The 16,192-nt window shown below is 67.2% G+C and carries 9 protein-coding genes; 8 read left to right on the top strand and 1 reads right to left on the bottom strand.

Going from position 1 to position 16,192, the window contains the following annotated elements; all coding sequences use genetic code 11:
• Positions 1-147: 147 nt before the first annotated feature.
• The 8 genes from E5673_RS13205 (at position 148) to trxA (ending at position 14,788) form a co-directional block, all read left to right on the top strand.
• Positions 148-3,246 (top strand): TonB-dependent receptor, encoded by a 3,099-nt coding sequence (locus E5673_RS13205; protein WP_136190365.1) that lies wholly within the window; start codon positions 148-150, stop codon positions 3,244-3,246.
• 140 nt (positions 3,247-3,386) lie between these two features.
• Positions 3,387-5,747 carry a PAS domain-containing sensor histidine kinase gene (locus tag E5673_RS13200; RefSeq protein WP_136190364.1) on the top strand — a complete coding sequence of 787 codons (2,361 nt, stop codon included), beginning with the start codon at positions 3,387-3,389 and terminating at the stop codon, positions 5,745-5,747.
• A 118-nt stretch (positions 5,748-5,865) separates the two neighbouring features.
• A complete protein-coding gene (gene tsaE / locus E5673_RS13195; protein ID WP_136190363.1) occupies positions 5,866-6,315 on the top strand; it encodes a tRNA (adenosine(37)-N6)-threonylcarbamoyltransferase complex ATPase subunit type 1 TsaE in 450 nt (149 codons plus the stop codon).
• Positions 6,312-7,280, top strand: a complete 969-nt coding sequence (locus E5673_RS13190) for a phosphotransferase (RefSeq protein WP_136191511.1) — start codon at positions 6,312-6,314, stop codon at positions 7,278-7,280. Before tsaE ends, E5673_RS13190 begins: the two co-directional genes overlap by 4 nt.
• A complete protein-coding gene (locus tag E5673_RS13185) occupies positions 7,277-8,032 on the top strand; it encodes a nucleotidyltransferase family protein (protein WP_247599383.1) in 756 nt (251 codons plus the stop codon). The genes E5673_RS13190 and E5673_RS13185 overlap by 4 nt, the downstream gene beginning before the upstream one ends.
• Positions 8,025-10,985 carry a double-strand break repair protein AddB gene (addB, locus tag E5673_RS13180; RefSeq protein WP_136190361.1) on the top strand — a complete coding sequence of 987 codons (2,961 nt, stop codon included), beginning with the start codon at positions 8,025-8,027 and terminating at the stop codon, positions 10,983-10,985. Before E5673_RS13185 ends, addB begins: the two co-directional genes overlap by 8 nt.
• Entirely contained in the window at positions 10,975-14,400 is a 3,426-nt protein-coding gene (gene addA / locus E5673_RS13175) for a double-strand break repair helicase AddA (protein ID WP_136190360.1), read from the top strand. Before addB ends, addA begins: the two co-directional genes overlap by 11 nt.
• Before the next feature lie 64 nt (positions 14,401-14,464).
• Positions 14,465-14,788: a thioredoxin TrxA gene (trxA, locus tag E5673_RS13170; RefSeq protein ID WP_055877560.1), complete on the top strand. Its 324-nt coding sequence runs from the start codon at positions 14,465-14,467 to the stop codon at positions 14,786-14,788.
• Positions 14,789-14,841: 53 nt separating this feature from the next.
• On the opposite strand, the gene argJ is transcribed toward trxA, so the two are convergent.
• A complete protein-coding gene (argJ, locus tag E5673_RS13165) occupies positions 14,842-16,062 on the bottom strand; it encodes a bifunctional glutamate N-acetyltransferase/amino-acid acetyltransferase ArgJ (protein WP_136190359.1) in 1,221 nt (406 codons plus the stop codon).
• Positions 16,063-16,192 lie beyond the last annotated feature (130 nt).

Here is a 16,192-nt window from a genome sequence, read left to right as displayed (position 1 = left end):
CGGGCGCGGCTTTTTCGTTACGCATCCGTGTTGCAGCTCTGCAACATGTTTGTAATGTTTTGCTGCCCGGATTGAAAAACGGGCAGGAAAGGTGTCCTTCTGACCTCAGTAAAAGATTGGGTTCAGGGGTTATTTAATATGACTGGCATGCCGATCCGGAAGTCCGGATTGTTCGTAACAGCGTCGACGGTGGCGTTCGTATTGGTCTCAATGATCCCGGCAGCGGCGCAGACTGCAACACCGGTTGACGCGCAAAGCCAGGCGCCCGGCACCGATCCAACCGCTCCGGTTGGTTCGGACACTACGACGGGCGCAGTTGCACAGACGGTGGCGGCCGAAGCCAATGCCGGCAGCGAGATCGTCGTCACCGGTTCGCGCATCGCGCGGCCGACGCTCAATTCGCCTATCCCCGTCACCACCGTGACGCAGGCCGACCTGACGCGGACCGGCGCTGTCGTGATCGGCGACGTGCTGAACGACCTGCCGTCGCTGCGCTCGACCTACAGCCAGGCGAACTCGACCCAGTTCATCGGTACTGCCGGCATCAACCTGCTCGATCTTCGTGGTCTTGGGCCATCGCGTACGCTGGTTCTCGTCAACGGCCGCCGTCACATCACCGGATCGACCGGCGAGTTTCTCGTCGACACCAACACGATCCCGACCGATCTAATCGACCGCGTCGACATCGTTACCGGCGGTAGCTCGGCGGTGTATGGTTCGGACGCCATGGCCGGTGTCGTGAACTTCGTGCTGAAGCGCAATTTCGACGGCGTATCGCTTAATGCCCAGAGCGGGATCGCGGATCGCGGCAATCGCGGCACGTATCGCCTGTCGGGCACCTTCGGGACGAACTTCGCCGAGGGGCGCGGCAATATCGCGCTCGGTCTCGAATATAACCAGGCCGATCTGCTGACTTATACCGACCGTCCGGGGTTGACCGGTGCCTATGATGGCCGGAACCAGTTCCAGCGTATCGCGACCAACGCGTCCGGTCAGCCGCAGCGGACTTTCCTTACGGGTGTCCGTAGCTTCGGCTATGACAATGGCGGCAACTTTATCGCCTATAACGGCGGCAACCTGCTGGGCTGCGGTGGTGGCGTAGCTGCTGCCTGTCGTGCGAACGGCGCTCCCCGCGTGTTCGGCTTCGGGTCGAACGGGCAACTCTCCGAGTATAATTACGGGAATGATTTTCGATCGGTAGGCTCGAACAACAACCAGAACGGCAGCGGCGCGACGCTGACCGATACGGGTACGTTGGATCCGTCGCTCAAGCGCTACGTCGCAAACTTGATCGGCCATTACGACGTATCGGAGGCGTTCAAGCCGTTCTTCGAGGCGAAGTTCGTGCGCGTTGAAAGCTTTGCCCAGTCGAGCGGTACGTTCAACCAAGGTGGATCGCAGGGGACCGATGCCGAGGGCGAGACGTATCTTGGTGGGGGCGTGCCGATCGCATTCGACAATGCGTTCCTCAATCCTCAGGCTGCGGCGACCATCCGTTCGTTGTTGCCGGCGGGCTCGGAGTATTTCCGCCTCAATCGCAACAACACCGATCTCGGCACGCGTGATGAGGCCGATCGTCGCGATACCTATCGCATCGTCGTCGGTGCAGAGGGGACTTTCAACGACGACTGGAAGTATGATTTCTCGGTGAACTACGGCGAATTCCGTACGAAGTCGAAATTCTACAACAACCAGTTCCAGTCGCGCTTCTACAACGCGATCGATGCGGTCCGTAACGGGGCCGGCCAGATCGTCTGCCGCATCAACCAGGCGACTGTCGTCGATCCGTCGTGCGCTCCGCTCAACATTCTGGGCGAGGGGCGTGCTAGCCAGGCCGCACTGAACTACATCAACACGACCTCGACCAGCCGCGGCAAGGCGACTGAGTTCGACGTGACGGGCAACATCGTCGGGGACAGTTCGCAGCTGTTCGAACTACCCGGCGGTCCGGTCCGGTTCGCGGTCGGCGGCGAGTATCGTCGCGAAACGGCGTTCTCGGCGTATGACGATACCATCAAGGGCGGCGACACGTTCTTCAACGTCATCCCCGACTTCCGTCCACCCGCATTCGCCGTGAAGGAAGCGTATGGCGAGATCGAACTTCCACTGTTGAAGGACATCAGCTTCGCCAAGGAACTGACGATCAACGCTGCAGGTCGTGTCGCGGATTACAAGGGGTCCACGGGAACGGTCTATGCTTATAATTTCGGCGGGATCTATGCGCCGATCAACGACATCAAGTTCCGCGTGAACTATTCTCGGTCGGTCCGGGCGCCTACGCTTGGCGATCTGTATGCTTCGAACAGCCAGGACTTCCCGCAGCTCGACGATCCGTGCGATGTCAACTTCATCACCACGGGGCGCTCGACCCGTGCTGCAAACTGTGCGGCAGCAGGTGTTCCGGCTGGTTTCATCAACAGCACGGCCCGGGCTGGTTCCACTGAAATCCTGTCAGGCGGCAATCCCAATCTACAGGCCGAGAAGTCACGGAGCTGGACCTATGGTGCGATCTTCCAGCCCAGCTTCCTTCCAGGCTTTGCGCTCACGGTCGATTATTACGACATCAAGATCAACAAGGTCATCAACGCTGTCGACGCACAGACGATTCTCGATGCCTGCTACGACGCTCCGACGCTGAACAACCAGTTCTGCAGCCTGATCAATCCGCGCCAGGCGAACGGCCTGTTCGCACGGCCGGCGCTGTTGCAGAGCACGGTCAACTTCGCCGCGCTCAAGGCCAAGGGCATTGATTTCGACGCCAGCTACAACCGCCGGTTCGGTGCGGACACCAAGGCTGCGGTGCGCGTGGTGGGGACCTGGGTCCGCGACCGGACCGACTTCCCGTATCTCGACGAGCCGAGCCGCCCCGACCGGGTGAAGGGCGAGCTTGGCGATCCGATCTGGAACGTCAACGCATCGGTCGACCTGACGCACAAGAACTTCACGATCGGCTATCAGGTCCGCTACATCGGTCGCCAGTCGATCACCGATTGGGAAGCGCAGCACGACACCAACGGCGTTCCCGCGCTCAACCCGAACTATGCCGACGTCGTCTATTACCCGAAGGTGTTCTATCATGCGGTTCGCGCGTCGGTCGACGTCGACAAGCGCTTCACCCTGTACGGTGGCGTCGACAACCTGACCGACAAGAAGCCGCCTTATGGCCTGCTCGGCAATGGCGACGGCGATGCGATCTACGACAACATCGGTCGCGCGATGTATATCGGAGCCTCGGTGAAGCTGTAAGCGCAAGCCAGTTTCCACCGTTAAGATCGCGAAGGGGCGGGTCCGCATGTCGGGCCCGCCCTTTTCGTTGTCTCGTGGCTTTCCCCGGGGGGACGGATTGGCCTACATGGTCGGATGATGTCGCCACGGGCTTCCCGATAATGGTCCTCGGGACCGGTGCTGCCGTGATGGTAGGGGCGTTACTGCTATTGGCGATCCTCGCCGGCTTGGTTGTCCTTTACTCTGGCCTGCGCGCGCGTGCCGATGCTGCGGGCGCGGTAGACGCAAGCGCGCAGTTGCAGACGATCCTCGACGGGTCGCCGGCGATCGTGACGGTGATCCGCTCGGGCGGCCGGATCGAGATGACGCAGCGAATGGCGGACTGGCTTGGGCTCGACGCGCCACCGCGGTCGATCGCGGAGCTTGCTGCCGGGGGGGCGGGGCTGTCCGCCGACGATGCCGCGCGGTTGATTGCCGACGTCACGGCGGCGCAGCGGTCGGGGCGGGCGTTCGTGCGGTCGGTGCGGTTGCAGGGCTCGACGCGGGCGATCACGTTTCGCGGTGGGCGCGCGCCGGGCGAGATGGGCGCGACCGGGGCGGTATTGCTCTGGGCGTTCGATGCGACCGACAGCGAGGCGGAGATCGCACGACTTGGTTCCGAGACTGCGCGACTCGGCGAGGCGTATGAGTCGCTGACGGGGCTGATCGAGGCGGCGCCGATGCCGATGTGGTATCGCGCGACCGACTTGCGACTGGCGATGGTGAACTCGGCCTATGTCGACGCTGTCGAGGGGCGCGATGCCGCGGACGTCGTCGCGCGTGGGCTGGAGCTGGTCGAGGGATCAGGACGTGGCGGGCCGCTCGCTGGTGCTGCGGTCGCGCGCGAGCAGGGACGCCCGCATCAGCAGGTCCTGCCCGCGACGATCGACGGTGCGCGACGGTCGCTGCAAATCTACGACGTACCGTTGCCGAGCGGCGGCGTGGCCGGGTTCGCGATCGATATCGAGGAACTGGAGCAGGCACGGTCGGGCGCCAAGCGTTTTGCCGAAGCCCAGCGCGCGATGCTCGACCGGCTATCGGCAGGGGTGGCGCAGTTCGGTGGGGATCGCTCGCTCGTGTTCTGCAACCAGCCGTTCCGCCGGATGTTCGCGATGCGGAGCGAATGGCTGGCTGATCGACCCGAGTTCGACCGGGTGTTGGAGCGGATGCGCGAGGCGAACCGGCTACCGGAGGTCCGCGATTTCCCGAGCTGGAAGGCGGAGCGGCGCGACTGGTTCATGCAGACCGGCTCGACCCAGGGCGGCGGTGCGATGGAAGAGAATTGGCATCTGCGCGGCGGCACGCATCTCCGCGTGGTCGCGCAGCCGCTTCCCGATGGCGGCTTGTTGCTCATCTTCGAGGATCGCACCGAGCAGGTCCAGCTTGCCAGCGCGCGCGACACGTTGCTGCGGGTGCGGACGGCGACGTTCGACAATCTGTTCGAGGCGCTTGGCGTGTTTGCGGCGGATGGTCGGTTGCAGTTGTGGAACAACCGGTTCCGCGCGTTGTGGGGCCTGGAGGAAGAATTTCTCGCTTCGCACCCCCGCGTCGATGCGTTCGCCGAAGCCGCCGGTGCGAAACTCGCGACACCTGGCCGGTCGGCATTGATCCCCGATCTCGTCCGGTCGGCGACGGTCGGGCGCCAGCAGCGCGGCGGTCGCGTGGCATTCGCGGACGGGCGGCATTTCGAGTTTGCGGGCGTGCCGTTGCCCGATGGGAATGCGCTGTTCACGATGCTCGACATCACCGACAGCCGGCGCGCGGAGCAGGCTCTACGTGACCGTGCGGACGCGCTCGAGGCGACCGACAAGGTGAAGACCGCCTTCGTTGCGAACATGAGCTACGAACTGCGCACGCCGCTGACGTCGATCAGCGGGTTCGCGGAGATGTTGCATGGCGGGTACGCGGGTGCGCTGACGCCGCAGGCCGAGGGCTATGTCGGGGCGATTCTCGAGTCCGTCGAGCGGCTGGGGTTGCTGGTCGACGACGTGCTCGACCTGACGCGCGCGGAGAGCGATCGTGCGGAAACCGATCGCAGCGACGTCGATCTGGCCACTACCGTGCGTGCGGCGGCGGAGACGATCCTGCCGTCGGCCAAACGACGAAAGCTTGATTTCGCGATCGAGGTGGCGCGGTCGACTGGGCGCGTGAACGGCAATCCGAAGCGGTTGAAGGAGGTCGTCGAACATCTGTTGCGCCATGCGGTTGCGGCAACGCCGGACGGCGGGCGGGTGCTGCTGCATACCGACGGTAATGCGACGTCCGCGCGGATCGTGGTGTCGGACGATGGGGTTGGAATGGATGCGGAGGCGGTGGCGCACGCGTTCGACAGGTTCGCGGAGTCGAAGCCTATGGGGGATCGCGCTCTGGGTCTCGGACTGCCGTTGGCGAAACAGTTCGTCGAGGCACACGGCGGGACGATAGAACTGGTGTCCGAGCCGGGCGCCGGTACGCTGATCACCGTCGAGCTACCACGCCGATGAGCGCCGATCTTCTGCTCCCTCTCCCCTCCGGGGAGAGGGTCGGGGTGAGGGGTCACCAAGCAGTGCAGCGCTTGGAACAGCCCCTCACCCAACCCTCTCCCCGAGGGGGAGAGGGCTAATGCACGCAATCCTCCTATCCGATCCGCAAGCGACCGAAGCGTTCGGGGCGCTGTTGGCCGACCGCGTTCGCCCGGGCGACGTGATCACGCTTGTGGGCACGCTCGGCGCCGGCAAAACCAGCGTCGCGCGCGGCCTCCTCGCCGCACTAGGCCTCGCCGGCGAAGCGCCATCCCCCAGCTTCGCCATCGTCCAGCCCTACGAGCCCCCCGAAGTGCGCTTCCCCGTACTGCACGTCGATCTCTACCGCATCGACGACCCCGCCGAGATCGAGGAACTCGCGCTCGACGACGCCCGCTATGATTCGCTTCTGCTGGTTGAATGGCCGGAACGCGCAGGCCCGGATTACTGGCCGGATGCGCTTCGCCTGAGCCTGACGATCGAGCCCGACGGCACGCGCGGCTTGACTATCGGCGTGCCGGAAGCTTGGAGGTCGCGATGGCCGACATGACCCCGCCGCCCGGCGCCGCCGCTTTCCTCGATGCCCATGGCTGGGGAGGCGCGCAGATCCTCCCGGTCGCGGGCGACGCGTCGTTCCGGCGCTATTTCCGCGCGATCGGAGCAGGGCGGAAAGCGATCCTCATGGATGCGCCACCTCCGCACGAGGATCCCCGCCCGTTCATCGCGGTGGCCAAATGGCTTGTCGAACGTGACTTCGCCGCGCCGGCTATCCTGGCGTGCGACCTCGACCAAGGGCTCGTGCTGATCGAGGATTTCGGCGACGATCGGCTGCGCGAGGCGGTCGATGCTTCACCGGGGGGGGAACTGTCGCTGTATGCGCCTGCGATTGACCTGCTGGTCCGACTTCGTGCGGAGCCGGCTGGGCCGGTCCCCCCCTATGATCGCGCCGTGCTGAAGCGCGAGGCGGGGCTATTCGTCGAATGGTATTGCCCGGCGGTTGGGATCGAGCCCGATCTCGCAGGTTGGGACGCGGCTTGGGAGTCGGTGTTCGACCACGCCATCGCCGAGACGCCGGTTACGGTATTGCGCGATTATCATGCCGAAAACCTGATGCTCGTCGGGCCGGAGCGATCACTCGGCCTGCTCGATTTCCAGGACGCCTTGGCGGGGCATCCAGCGTATGACCTCGTGTCGCTGTTGCAGGATGCGCGGCGGACGGTCGATCCGGCGGTCGAGGCGGCGATGCTGGAGCGATATCGCGCGGCGGCGGACGCGGGGGAAGACTTCATGAACGCGTATCACGTGCTCGGCGCGCAGCGGAACGCGAAGATCCTCGGCATCTTCACACGGCTGTGGAAGCGCGACGGCAAGCCGCATTATGCGACGATGTGCCCGCGCGTCTGGACGTATCTGGAGCGCGATCTGGCACAGCCGGTAATGGCGCCGGTCGCGGCATGGTTCGCGGCGAACGTGCCGCCCGCGCTGCGCGGCGATCCGCTGGCCTTGAGCGCGTGAGCCGCCAGCAGACGATCCGGCCTGTCCCGCGCGGGATCGTGCCCGAGACGGCGATGGTGATGGCAGCGGGCCTGGGCAAGCGGATGCGCCCGCTGACCGCGACGAGGCCAAAGCCGCTGGTGCAGGTCGCAGGCAAGCCGCTGATCGACCACGTCTTCGAGCGGTTGCAGGCCGCCGGGATCAAGCGCGCGGTCGTCAACGTGCACTATCTGGCGGACACGCTGGAGGCGCACGTCACCGACCGGTTCGATGGGATCGAGGTCGTGATCTCCGACGAGCGCAAGATGCTGATGGAGACGGGCGGCGGGCTCGTCCAGGCGCGGCATCTGCTCGGGAACGCGCCGGTGCTGGTCGTCAATAGCGACAATCTCTGGATCGACGGGCCGATGGACGCGATCAGGCTGCTCGCGTCGCGCTGGGACGACGCGAAGATGGACGCGCTGCTGCTGATGGTGCCGCTGGCGCGCGCGAACAATCACGGCGGCATGGGCGATTTCTACCTGGGCAGCGACGGGCGGATCGCTGGCCGCCGCAAGCCCGGCCGCGTCGCACCGTTCGCCTATACCGGCATCCAGATTCTCCACCCGCGCCTGATCGCGGACTGGCCGGAGGGGCCGTTCTCGACCAACCTCTTCTGGGATCGTGCGATCGCCGCCGGCCGCGCTTACGGCCAGGTCCATCAGGGCCTGTGGTTCGACGTCGGCACGCCCGCCGCGATCCCGAAGACCGAGGCGATCCTAGCGGATGGCTGACGTCGCCACGGCGGATCGCCCGACGCTCTACACGATCCCCGCGCACCGCGCGTTTGCGGACGCGCTGGTCGCCGGGCTGACCCGGCGGGCGGGGCGCGATCCGCTGGCGCTCGCCCGCGCGCTCGTCGTGCTGCCGAACAACCGCGCGGTGAAGGCGGTGACCGAGGCGTTCGTGCGTGCAAGCGGCGGCGGGCTCGTGCTGCCGCGATTGGTGGCGCTGGGCGATCCGGAGATGGGCGAGGCGGTCGGCGCCGCGCTCGATCCCGCGGACGACATCGATCCGCCGCTGCCCGCGGTACCGTCCTATCAGCGGCGCATGATCCTCGCGCGACTGGTGTCCGAAGAGCGGGCGCGCGAAGGCCATCCCGTCGATGCCGCCGAAGCGGTGCGGCTCGCGGGTGAACTCGCGCGGACGCTCGATCAGTTGCTGGTCGAGGAAGTGCCGCCGACCAAGTTGCGCGATATCGAGCTCGGCCCCGAACTCACCGAGCATTGGCGTCGCGCGCTGGCGACGTTCGAGATCGTGCTGCAACGCTGGCCGGGCGAACTCGCGCGGCTGGAGCGGATCGACGCGGCGACGCGACGCTCGGGGTTGCTCGACCGGCTCGACAAGCGCTGGCGAAACGCACCGCCCGCCGGGATCGTCTGCGCGGCCGGCGTGACCGATTCCGCGCCAGCGGTCGCGCGCCTGCTCCGCTGCATCGCCGGCATGCCGCAGGGCATGGTGGTATTCGCCGGCCTCGACCTGGCGCTGCCGGACGAGGAATGGGACGCGCTCGGCCCGCACGATCCGAACCCGGTGACCGGGCTCACGCGGCGCTCGATCGAGACGCATCCGCAGTTCGATGCGAAGCTGATGCTCCTGCGCATGGGCGTCGCCCGGGGCGAGGTGCAGACATGGCGCGAGGGCGGCGGGCACGATGCCGACCCCGCGCGCGGCCGGGCGATCGCCAACGCACTGGCGCCCGCGGATTTCACGGGGAAATGGACGCAGATCGCGGCGGAGGATCGCCGTTTGAAGGGCGTGACCGCCGCCGAACTCGCAACGCCAGCAGAGGAGGCGCAGGCGATCGCGCTCGTCCTGCGCGAGGCGCTGGAAGTGCCCGAGCGGACCGCCGCCCTCGTCACGCCCGATCGCGCGCTGGCGCGGCGCGTGGCGGCGCATCTCGGCCGCTGGGGCATCAGCATTGACGATAGCGCAGGGCGGCCCTTGTCGATCCTGCCGCCGGGCACGCTCCTGCTCGCGCTGGCCGAAGCGGCGGCGCAGCGCTTCTCGCCGCTCGCGCTGCTGGCGTTGCTGAAGCACCCGCTGGTCCGTGCAGGCGAGGATCGCTTGCTCTGGCTCGACGGCGCGCGCGCGCTCGACCGACGGTTGCGCGGGCCAAGGCCGGCGGCGGGGCTCGACGGGATCGCCGGACATCTGGAGGAGCGCAAGGGCACGGCGGCGACGTGGTGGACCGACGTCCAGCCGCTGCTGACGCCGCTGGCGAACGCGTTCGACCAGGGACCGCAGCCCTTGGCGTCGGTGCTCGCGTGCCTGCGCGAGACGGCGCAGACCTTGTGCGGCGACAATCTCTGGTCGGGGCTCGCAGGGCGTGCGGCAGCGGAGTTCCTTGCCGATCTGGAGGCCGAAGCGCCCGCCGGACCGCCGCGGATTGATCCGCGCGAGCTGCCGCAACTGTTGCGAACGTTGCTCGACGAAGTCGCGGTGCGGCCGGCGCCGGGTGGGCATCCACGGCTGGCGATCTACGGCCTGATCGAGGCGCGGTTGCAGACCGCCGACGTCATGGTCCTCGGCGGGCTGAACGAGGGCGTGTGGCCGGGGCGGCCTGCGCCCGACCCCTGGCTGGCACCGCGCATACGGATGGAGCTTGGCCTGCCGGGTCTGGAGCGACGTGTCGGCACTGCGGCGCACGATTTCGCGCAGGCGCTGGGGGCTCCCCGCGCTGTGGTCACGCGGGCGCGGCGGGATGCGAAGTCGCCCGCTCTGGCCTCGCGCCTCTGGCTCCGGTTGCAGGCGCTCGCAGGCGATAGGTTCGAGCGCGCATCGGCGCTGGAAGGCTGGACGCGGGCGCTCGACGATCCGGGCGTGCACGAACCCGCCGACCGGCCCGCACCGTCACCGCCGGCGCTGCTGCGTCCGAAGGCCATCTCCGTCACCGAGGTCGATCGCCTCAAGGCCGACCCCTACGCCTTCTACGCGCGCCGTGTTCTCGGCCTTATGCCGCTCGATCCGGTCGATGCCGATCCCAGCGCGGCGTGGCGCGGGACGGCGGTGCACGACATTCTCGAGCAGTGGTGGAAGCAGGACGGGTGCACCGTCGACACGCTGCGGCTGCGCGCGAAGGCGATGCTCGACGACGAGCGCACACATCCGATGATGCGCGCACTCTGGCAGCCGCGGTTGCTTGAGGCGATCGACTGGATCGCCGGCGCTATCGTCGCACAAGGTGAGGACGGCCGGAGCGTCGCCAGCGCCGAGGGCAGGGGCAAGATCGAGATCGCGGGGGTGACGCTATCGGGTCGCTACGACCGCATCGACAAGCTGCCCGACGGGCGCTTGGCCGTGATCGACTACAAGACCGGGAAGCCACCGTCCCCAACCGCGGTGCGCGCCGGGTACAGCCTCCAGCTCGGGCTGCTCGGCCTGATCGCCGAACGCGGCGGGTTCCCAGACGTCTCCGGCATCGCGGGCGCGTTCGAATATTGGTCGCTCGGCAAGAAGCGCGACGCGTTCGGCTATATCGAGAGCCCGGTCGATCCCGAGGGTAAGCGCGACAAGATCCCGACCGCCGAATTCACGTCGATCGCTGCGCACAACTTCACCGAAGTCGTCGGCGAATGGCTCACCGGCAGCGCCGCGTTCACCGCCAAGCTCGTCCCCGAATACGCCCCCTATGCCGAGTATGACCAGCTGATGCGACGCGACGAATGGTATGGCCGTGAGCGGTGATACGCTCGCCACGCTGCCCCGGCTGAGGGGCGCGCAGGCCGATGCGAGCAACCCGGCCTCGCACGTCTGGCTGTCCGCGTCGGCCGGCACCGGCAAGACGCAAGTGCTCGCGGCACGCGTGTTCCGCCTCCTGTTGCGCGGTGTCGATCCCGGCGCGATCCTGTGCCTGACCTTCACCAAGGCGGGCGCGGCGGAGATGGCGCAGCGGATCAACGGGCGTCTCGCCGCGTGGGTGCGGATGCCCGCGCCGGCGCTGGCGGCGGACCTGATCGCGCTCGGCGAGAGCCCGGTACAGGCCTTGCAGGACCGCGCGCGCACCCTGTTCGCCAAGGTGCTCGACGCGCCCGGCGGCGGTCTGCGCATCCAGACCATCCACGGTTTCTGCCAAGGCTTGCTGGCAGCATTCCCGGTCGAGGCCGGGCTGACTCCGGGGTTCCGACCGCTGGAAGCGCGCGAAGAGGCGGGGCTCGCGCGTGAAGCATTGGCATCGATGCTGTCAGACGCCGAGCGCGAGGGACGCGAGCGTCCCGTCGAGATCGTCGGTCGGCTATCGCTGCGGCTGGGCGAGGGCGGCGCGGAGGCGTTCCTGCTCGCCTGCGCCCGCGCGTTGCCCGCGTTGGAGGCGCTGCCGGTCGGGATCCAGCCCTGGCTTCGACGCGAACTCGGCCTGCCCTCCGGCGATATCGACGAGGCGATCGCGGAATGGTGCGACGCGCTCGACCTCGATGCGATCGCACGGATTGCCGCGGCCAATCGCACCTGGGGGACCGCTACCGGGCAGGCCGCAGCGGCGACCGTGCAGCGCTGGCTCGATTCCGAGGATCGCGCGGCGACCCTGGACGAACTCGCCAGCGTCGTGCTGACCGGCACGGGCACGCAGCGCAAAGCCTCGAAGAAACTGATTGATGCCGAACCCGATTACGAAATCCTCGCACGCGACCTGGGCGAGGCGTGCACCGATGTCCTGTCGATGGTCCAGCGTGCGACCTATTGCGACCTGCTCGCCGACGGACTTGAGGTCGGGCGCGATTATGCGCGGGGGTACGCGCTGGCCAAGCGGCGCGCGGGGGCGGTCGATTTCGACGACCTGATCGCGACGACGGTGGCGCTGCTCGATCAGCCGGGGATCGGCGAATGGGTCCGCTACAAGCTCGACCAGGCGACGGAACACCTGCTGATCGACGAGGCGCAGGACACCAATGGGCACCAGTGGAGGATCGTGCGTGCGCTGGCGGACGAGTTCTTCGTCGGTCGCGGTATCTATGCGCCGTCGACGCGGACGCTGTTCACGGTCGGCGACTACAAGCAGGCGATCTTCGGCTTCCAGGGGACCGATCCGCTCAATTTTCAGGCTGCCGAACAATATTTCGGCGGTCGTGCGAGCGAGGCCGAGGGCGACGACGACTGGCCCGAGGAAGAGCGTGGGCTCCCCTTGGCGCGACTGTCGCTGCGCCATTCGTTCCGATCGACGCGAACCGTGCTGGAGTTCGTCGATGCGGCGATCGAAGCGATCGGCGAGCCGGGGCTCGGAATCGCGGGAGAAGTCGAACAGCACGCCAGCGAGGTCGCCGGGCCGGGCACCGTGACCTTGTGGCCGCCGGTGTCGGCGGGCGGCAGCGAGGACGACGAAGAGGGCTGGGTCGACGACGCGGTGCGCAAGCTCGCCAGCGATATCGCGCGCGCGGTGAAGGGCTGGCTCGCGTCCGACACGGGCTTGATGCTCGAGAGCAAGGGGCGGCGGTTGCGGCCCGAGGACGTCATGATCCTGGTCAAGCGACGCGGCGATCTCGCCTCGCTGATCATCGCGCGGCTGTATGCCGAGGGCGTGCCGGTGGCGGGCGTCGATCGCCTGCGGCTGAACGCGCCGCTTGCGGTGCAGGATCTGCTCGCGACGATCCGCTTCGTGTTGCAGCCGGAGGACGATCTCAGCGTCGCGGCGCTGCTCGTGTCGCCGCTGATCGGCTGGACGCAGGACGAATTGATGGCCGCCGCCCCGCGCGAGGCCGGCCCGTTGTGGCGGCACCTGCAACGCACGCAACCCGCGACGCGGCTCGCCCCGTTGCTGGCGATGTTGGCACGCGCGGACATCGCCACGCCGTACCAGTTCCTGGAGGAACTGCTCTCGGGGCCGCTCGACGGACGTCGGAAACTGATCCGGCGGTTGGGGACCGAGGCACGCGATCCAATCGAGGAACTGCTCAACGCCGCGTTGACGTTCGAGAGCACCACGACGCCTTCGTTGCAGCGCTTCCTCGACTGGTTCGACCGCGGCGATGTCGAGATCGTCCGCGATCCGTCGGCGCCGCTCGATGCGGTCCGGGTGATGACCGCGCACGGTGCGAAGGGGTTGCAGGCGCCGCTGGTAATCCTGGCGGATGCGACCGCGGACCCATCGGCGGCACCGCGCTCGATCCTTAAATGGGCACCTGAGCCAGGAGCCGCGCCGATCCCGGTGTTCCGGCCGCGGTCGAGCGAGCGCGGCGGCCCGCTGGATGCCGTCGTATCGGCCGCCGAGCAGCGCGAACTGGAGGAGCATTGGCGGCTGTTCTACGTCGCCGCCACGCGCGCCGAAGAGCGGCTGGTGATCGCCGGTGCGCTCGGGCCGCGCGCGAAGGGCGTGCCGCCGGAGAACAGCTGGTACGCTGCGGCCGACCGTGCACTGACGGCGCTCGAAGTGCCGATGGGCGAGGGCGCGCGGACGTTCGCCGGGGTCGAGCCTCAGCCTGCGGTAATCGCCAAGGCTTCGACATCGGTGGAGGTTGCGGCGAACGCGCAGCTACCGGCCTGGGCGCATGAACCCGCACCGCAAGAAGCGCGTCCGCCTCGTCCGCTGTCACCGTCTGCGCTGGGTGACGACGCGGTGTCCGATCCACCGCCGACGCCCGCGATGCGCGTCGCAGCGGAGCGGGGCCGACTGATCCATGCGCTGTTCGAGCGTCTGCCGGCGGTTGCTGCCGCCGATCGTGCGATGGCAGCCGATCGCTGGCTGGCAAAAGCAGGCGGCGTCGACGATCCCGCAGCACGGTCCGAAATCGTGCAGAGCGTGGTCGCCGTACTCGACGATCCGCGCTTTGCCGAGCTTTTCAGCGTGGATACGTTGGCCGAAGCGCCGATCGCCGCGACCCTCGCGAACGGCATGGTCGTGTCGGGCACGGTCGATCGCCTGTTGATCGAGCCCAACCGCGTACGGGTCGTCGACTTCAAGACCGGGCGGCGCGCACCGCGCAGCCTCGACGACGTGCCGGACTACCATCTGAAGCAGATGGCAGCCTATGCCGAAGCCTTGAGCGTCATCTTTCCAGGGCGGTCGGTCGAGGCGGCATTGCTGTACACGGCCGGACCGCGGCTGATCGTGCTGAACGACGAGACGCTGGCCGCGAACAAGCCGCACTATCGGCCCACGGAGCAAAGCTAGCGCCCCGGTGGTTGAGCGCACATGCGAGCGACCTTAGATACGACTCAACCAAGGAGAATTCACGATGGCGACCAAGCAGATCACCGATGCCAGCTTCGATGCGGACGTACTGAACGCCGACGGCCCCGTGCTCGTCGATTTCTGGGCGGAATGGTGCGGCCCGTGCAAGATGATCGGGCCGTCGCTCGAGGAGATTTCGGAAGAACTCGGCGAGAAGGTGACGATCGCCAAGCTCAACATCGACGAGAACCCGGACGCGCCGGGCAAGTACGGCGTCCGCGGCATCCCGACGATGATCCTGTTCAAGGGCGGCGCACCGGCAGCGACCAAGGTCGGCGCCGAGCCCAAGGGCCGGCTGAAGGCTTGGCTTGAGGGTGAACTGGCGTAAGCTAAACTTCCGCCGTCATCCCAGCCAAAGCTGGGACGACGGCATTAGCGGAATCAGCTCCGATAGTCGGCGTTGATCGAGATATAACCGTGCGTCAGGTCGCAGGTCCAAACGTTGGCCCGGCCTTCGCCTAGCGCCAGATCGACGCCGATTTCGATCTCGTGGCCCTTGAGATGCGCAGCGACTGGCGCTTCGTCGTAGCCGCTCAGCGCCAAGCCGCCTTCAGCAACCTGCGTATTTCCGAAACGGATCGAGAGCGTGTCGCGATCGGCGGGTTCGCCGGCCTTGCCGACGGCCATGACGACGCGGCCCCAGTTGGCGTCCTCGCCGGCAATCGCGGTCTTCACCAGCGGCGAGTTGGCGATGCTCATCGCAATGCGGTGCGCGCTGCGGTCACTGTCCGCGCCGGTCACCTGGATCTCGATCAGCTTCTGCGCGCCCTCGCCGTCGCGAACCACGAGCATCGCCAGTTGATGGCACAGGTCAGCCAGGGCGGCGCGAAAGGCGTCCGCCCCCACGCTGTCATCATCCGACAGCGCGACATTACCTGCCTTGCCCGTCGCGAAGGCAAGTACCGTATCACTGGTCGAAGTATCGCTATCCACGGTGATGCACGAGAAGCTCGGCGCGTTCGCCTTCGACAGCGCGGCTTGCAGGAACTCCGGCTCGACTGCTGCGTCGGTGAAGATGAAGCCAAGCATCGTCGCCATGTCCGGCGCGATCATCCCAGAACCCTTGATGATCCCGACGAGGCTTACGGTGCGGTCCCCGATCACCGCGGTCGTCACCGCGCCCTTGGTGAAGGTGTCGGTCGTCATGATCGTCGCGGCGGCATCCTCCCAGCCGCACGGCGCGGCGGCGAATGCGCTGTCGAGCCCGGCTTCCGCCTTGTCGATCGGCAACGGCACGCCGATCACGCCGGTCGAGGACACGAACACGTCCGAAGGCTGACACCCCAGATGCGCCGCAGTCCGCGCCGCGATCGCCTCGACCGCCGCCCGACCGCGCAATCCGGTGAAGGCGTTCGAATTGCCCGCATTCACCACCAGCGCGCGCGCCTGACCGAGCGTCAGCGCCGCACGGCACCACTCCACCTCGGGCGACGGGCATTTGCTCGTCGTGAGCACGCCCGCAACCACCGTCCCCGGATCGAGCGTCACGAACGTCAGGTCGCACCGATCCCACGCCTTGTACTGCGCGCGAGCAATATGCAGCGCGACTCCGTCGATCGAAGGGGCGTCGGGGAAGGGCAAGGCGAGGGGCGAGGTCTGCATGACGCCTTCATAGTCGCTGCCGGGCCCGCGACAAGACGACGCGCGCGCAGATTGCCTGGACGCATGCTCCACAGCCGCGTCCGCCGGGTGCGTCCCTGAGACGAACGGTAGATTTATCGTGCAAGCTCGC

It is taken from the genome of Sphingomonas sp. PAMC26645, from assembly GCF_004795835.1.
Taxonomy (GTDB): Bacteria; Pseudomonadota; Alphaproteobacteria; order Sphingomonadales; family Sphingomonadaceae; genus Sphingomonas.
This window is presented reverse-complemented; position numbering and strand designations above follow the sequence as displayed.

What these genes read in the sequence shown, in the direction of transcription:
- E5673_RS13205 (WP_136190365.1), top strand. Translation starts at nt 148, where the DNA reads ATGCCGATCCGGAAGTCCGGATTGTTCGTAACAGCGTCGACGGTGGCG.
- E5673_RS13200 (WP_136190364.1), top strand. Translation starts at nt 3,387, where the DNA reads ATGGTCCTCGGGACCGGTGCTGCCGTGATGGTAGGGGCGTTACTGCTA.
- tsaE (WP_136190363.1), top strand. Translation starts at nt 5,866, where the DNA reads ATGCACGCAATCCTCCTATCCGATCCGCAAGCGACCGAAGCGTTCGGG.
- E5673_RS13190 (WP_136191511.1), top strand. Translation starts at nt 6,312, where the DNA reads ATGACCCCGCCGCCCGGCGCCGCCGCTTTCCTCGATGCCCATGGCTGG.
- addB (WP_136190361.1), top strand. Translation starts at nt 8,025, where the DNA reads ATGGCTGACGTCGCCACGGCGGATCGCCCGACGCTCTACACGATCCCC.
- trxA (WP_055877560.1), top strand. Translation starts at nt 14,465, where the DNA reads ATGGCGACCAAGCAGATCACCGATGCCAGCTTCGATGCGGACGTACTG.
- argJ (WP_136190359.1), bottom strand. Translation starts at nt 16,062, where the DNA reads ATGCAGACCTCGCCCCTCGCCTTGCCCTTCCCCGACGCCCCTTCGATC.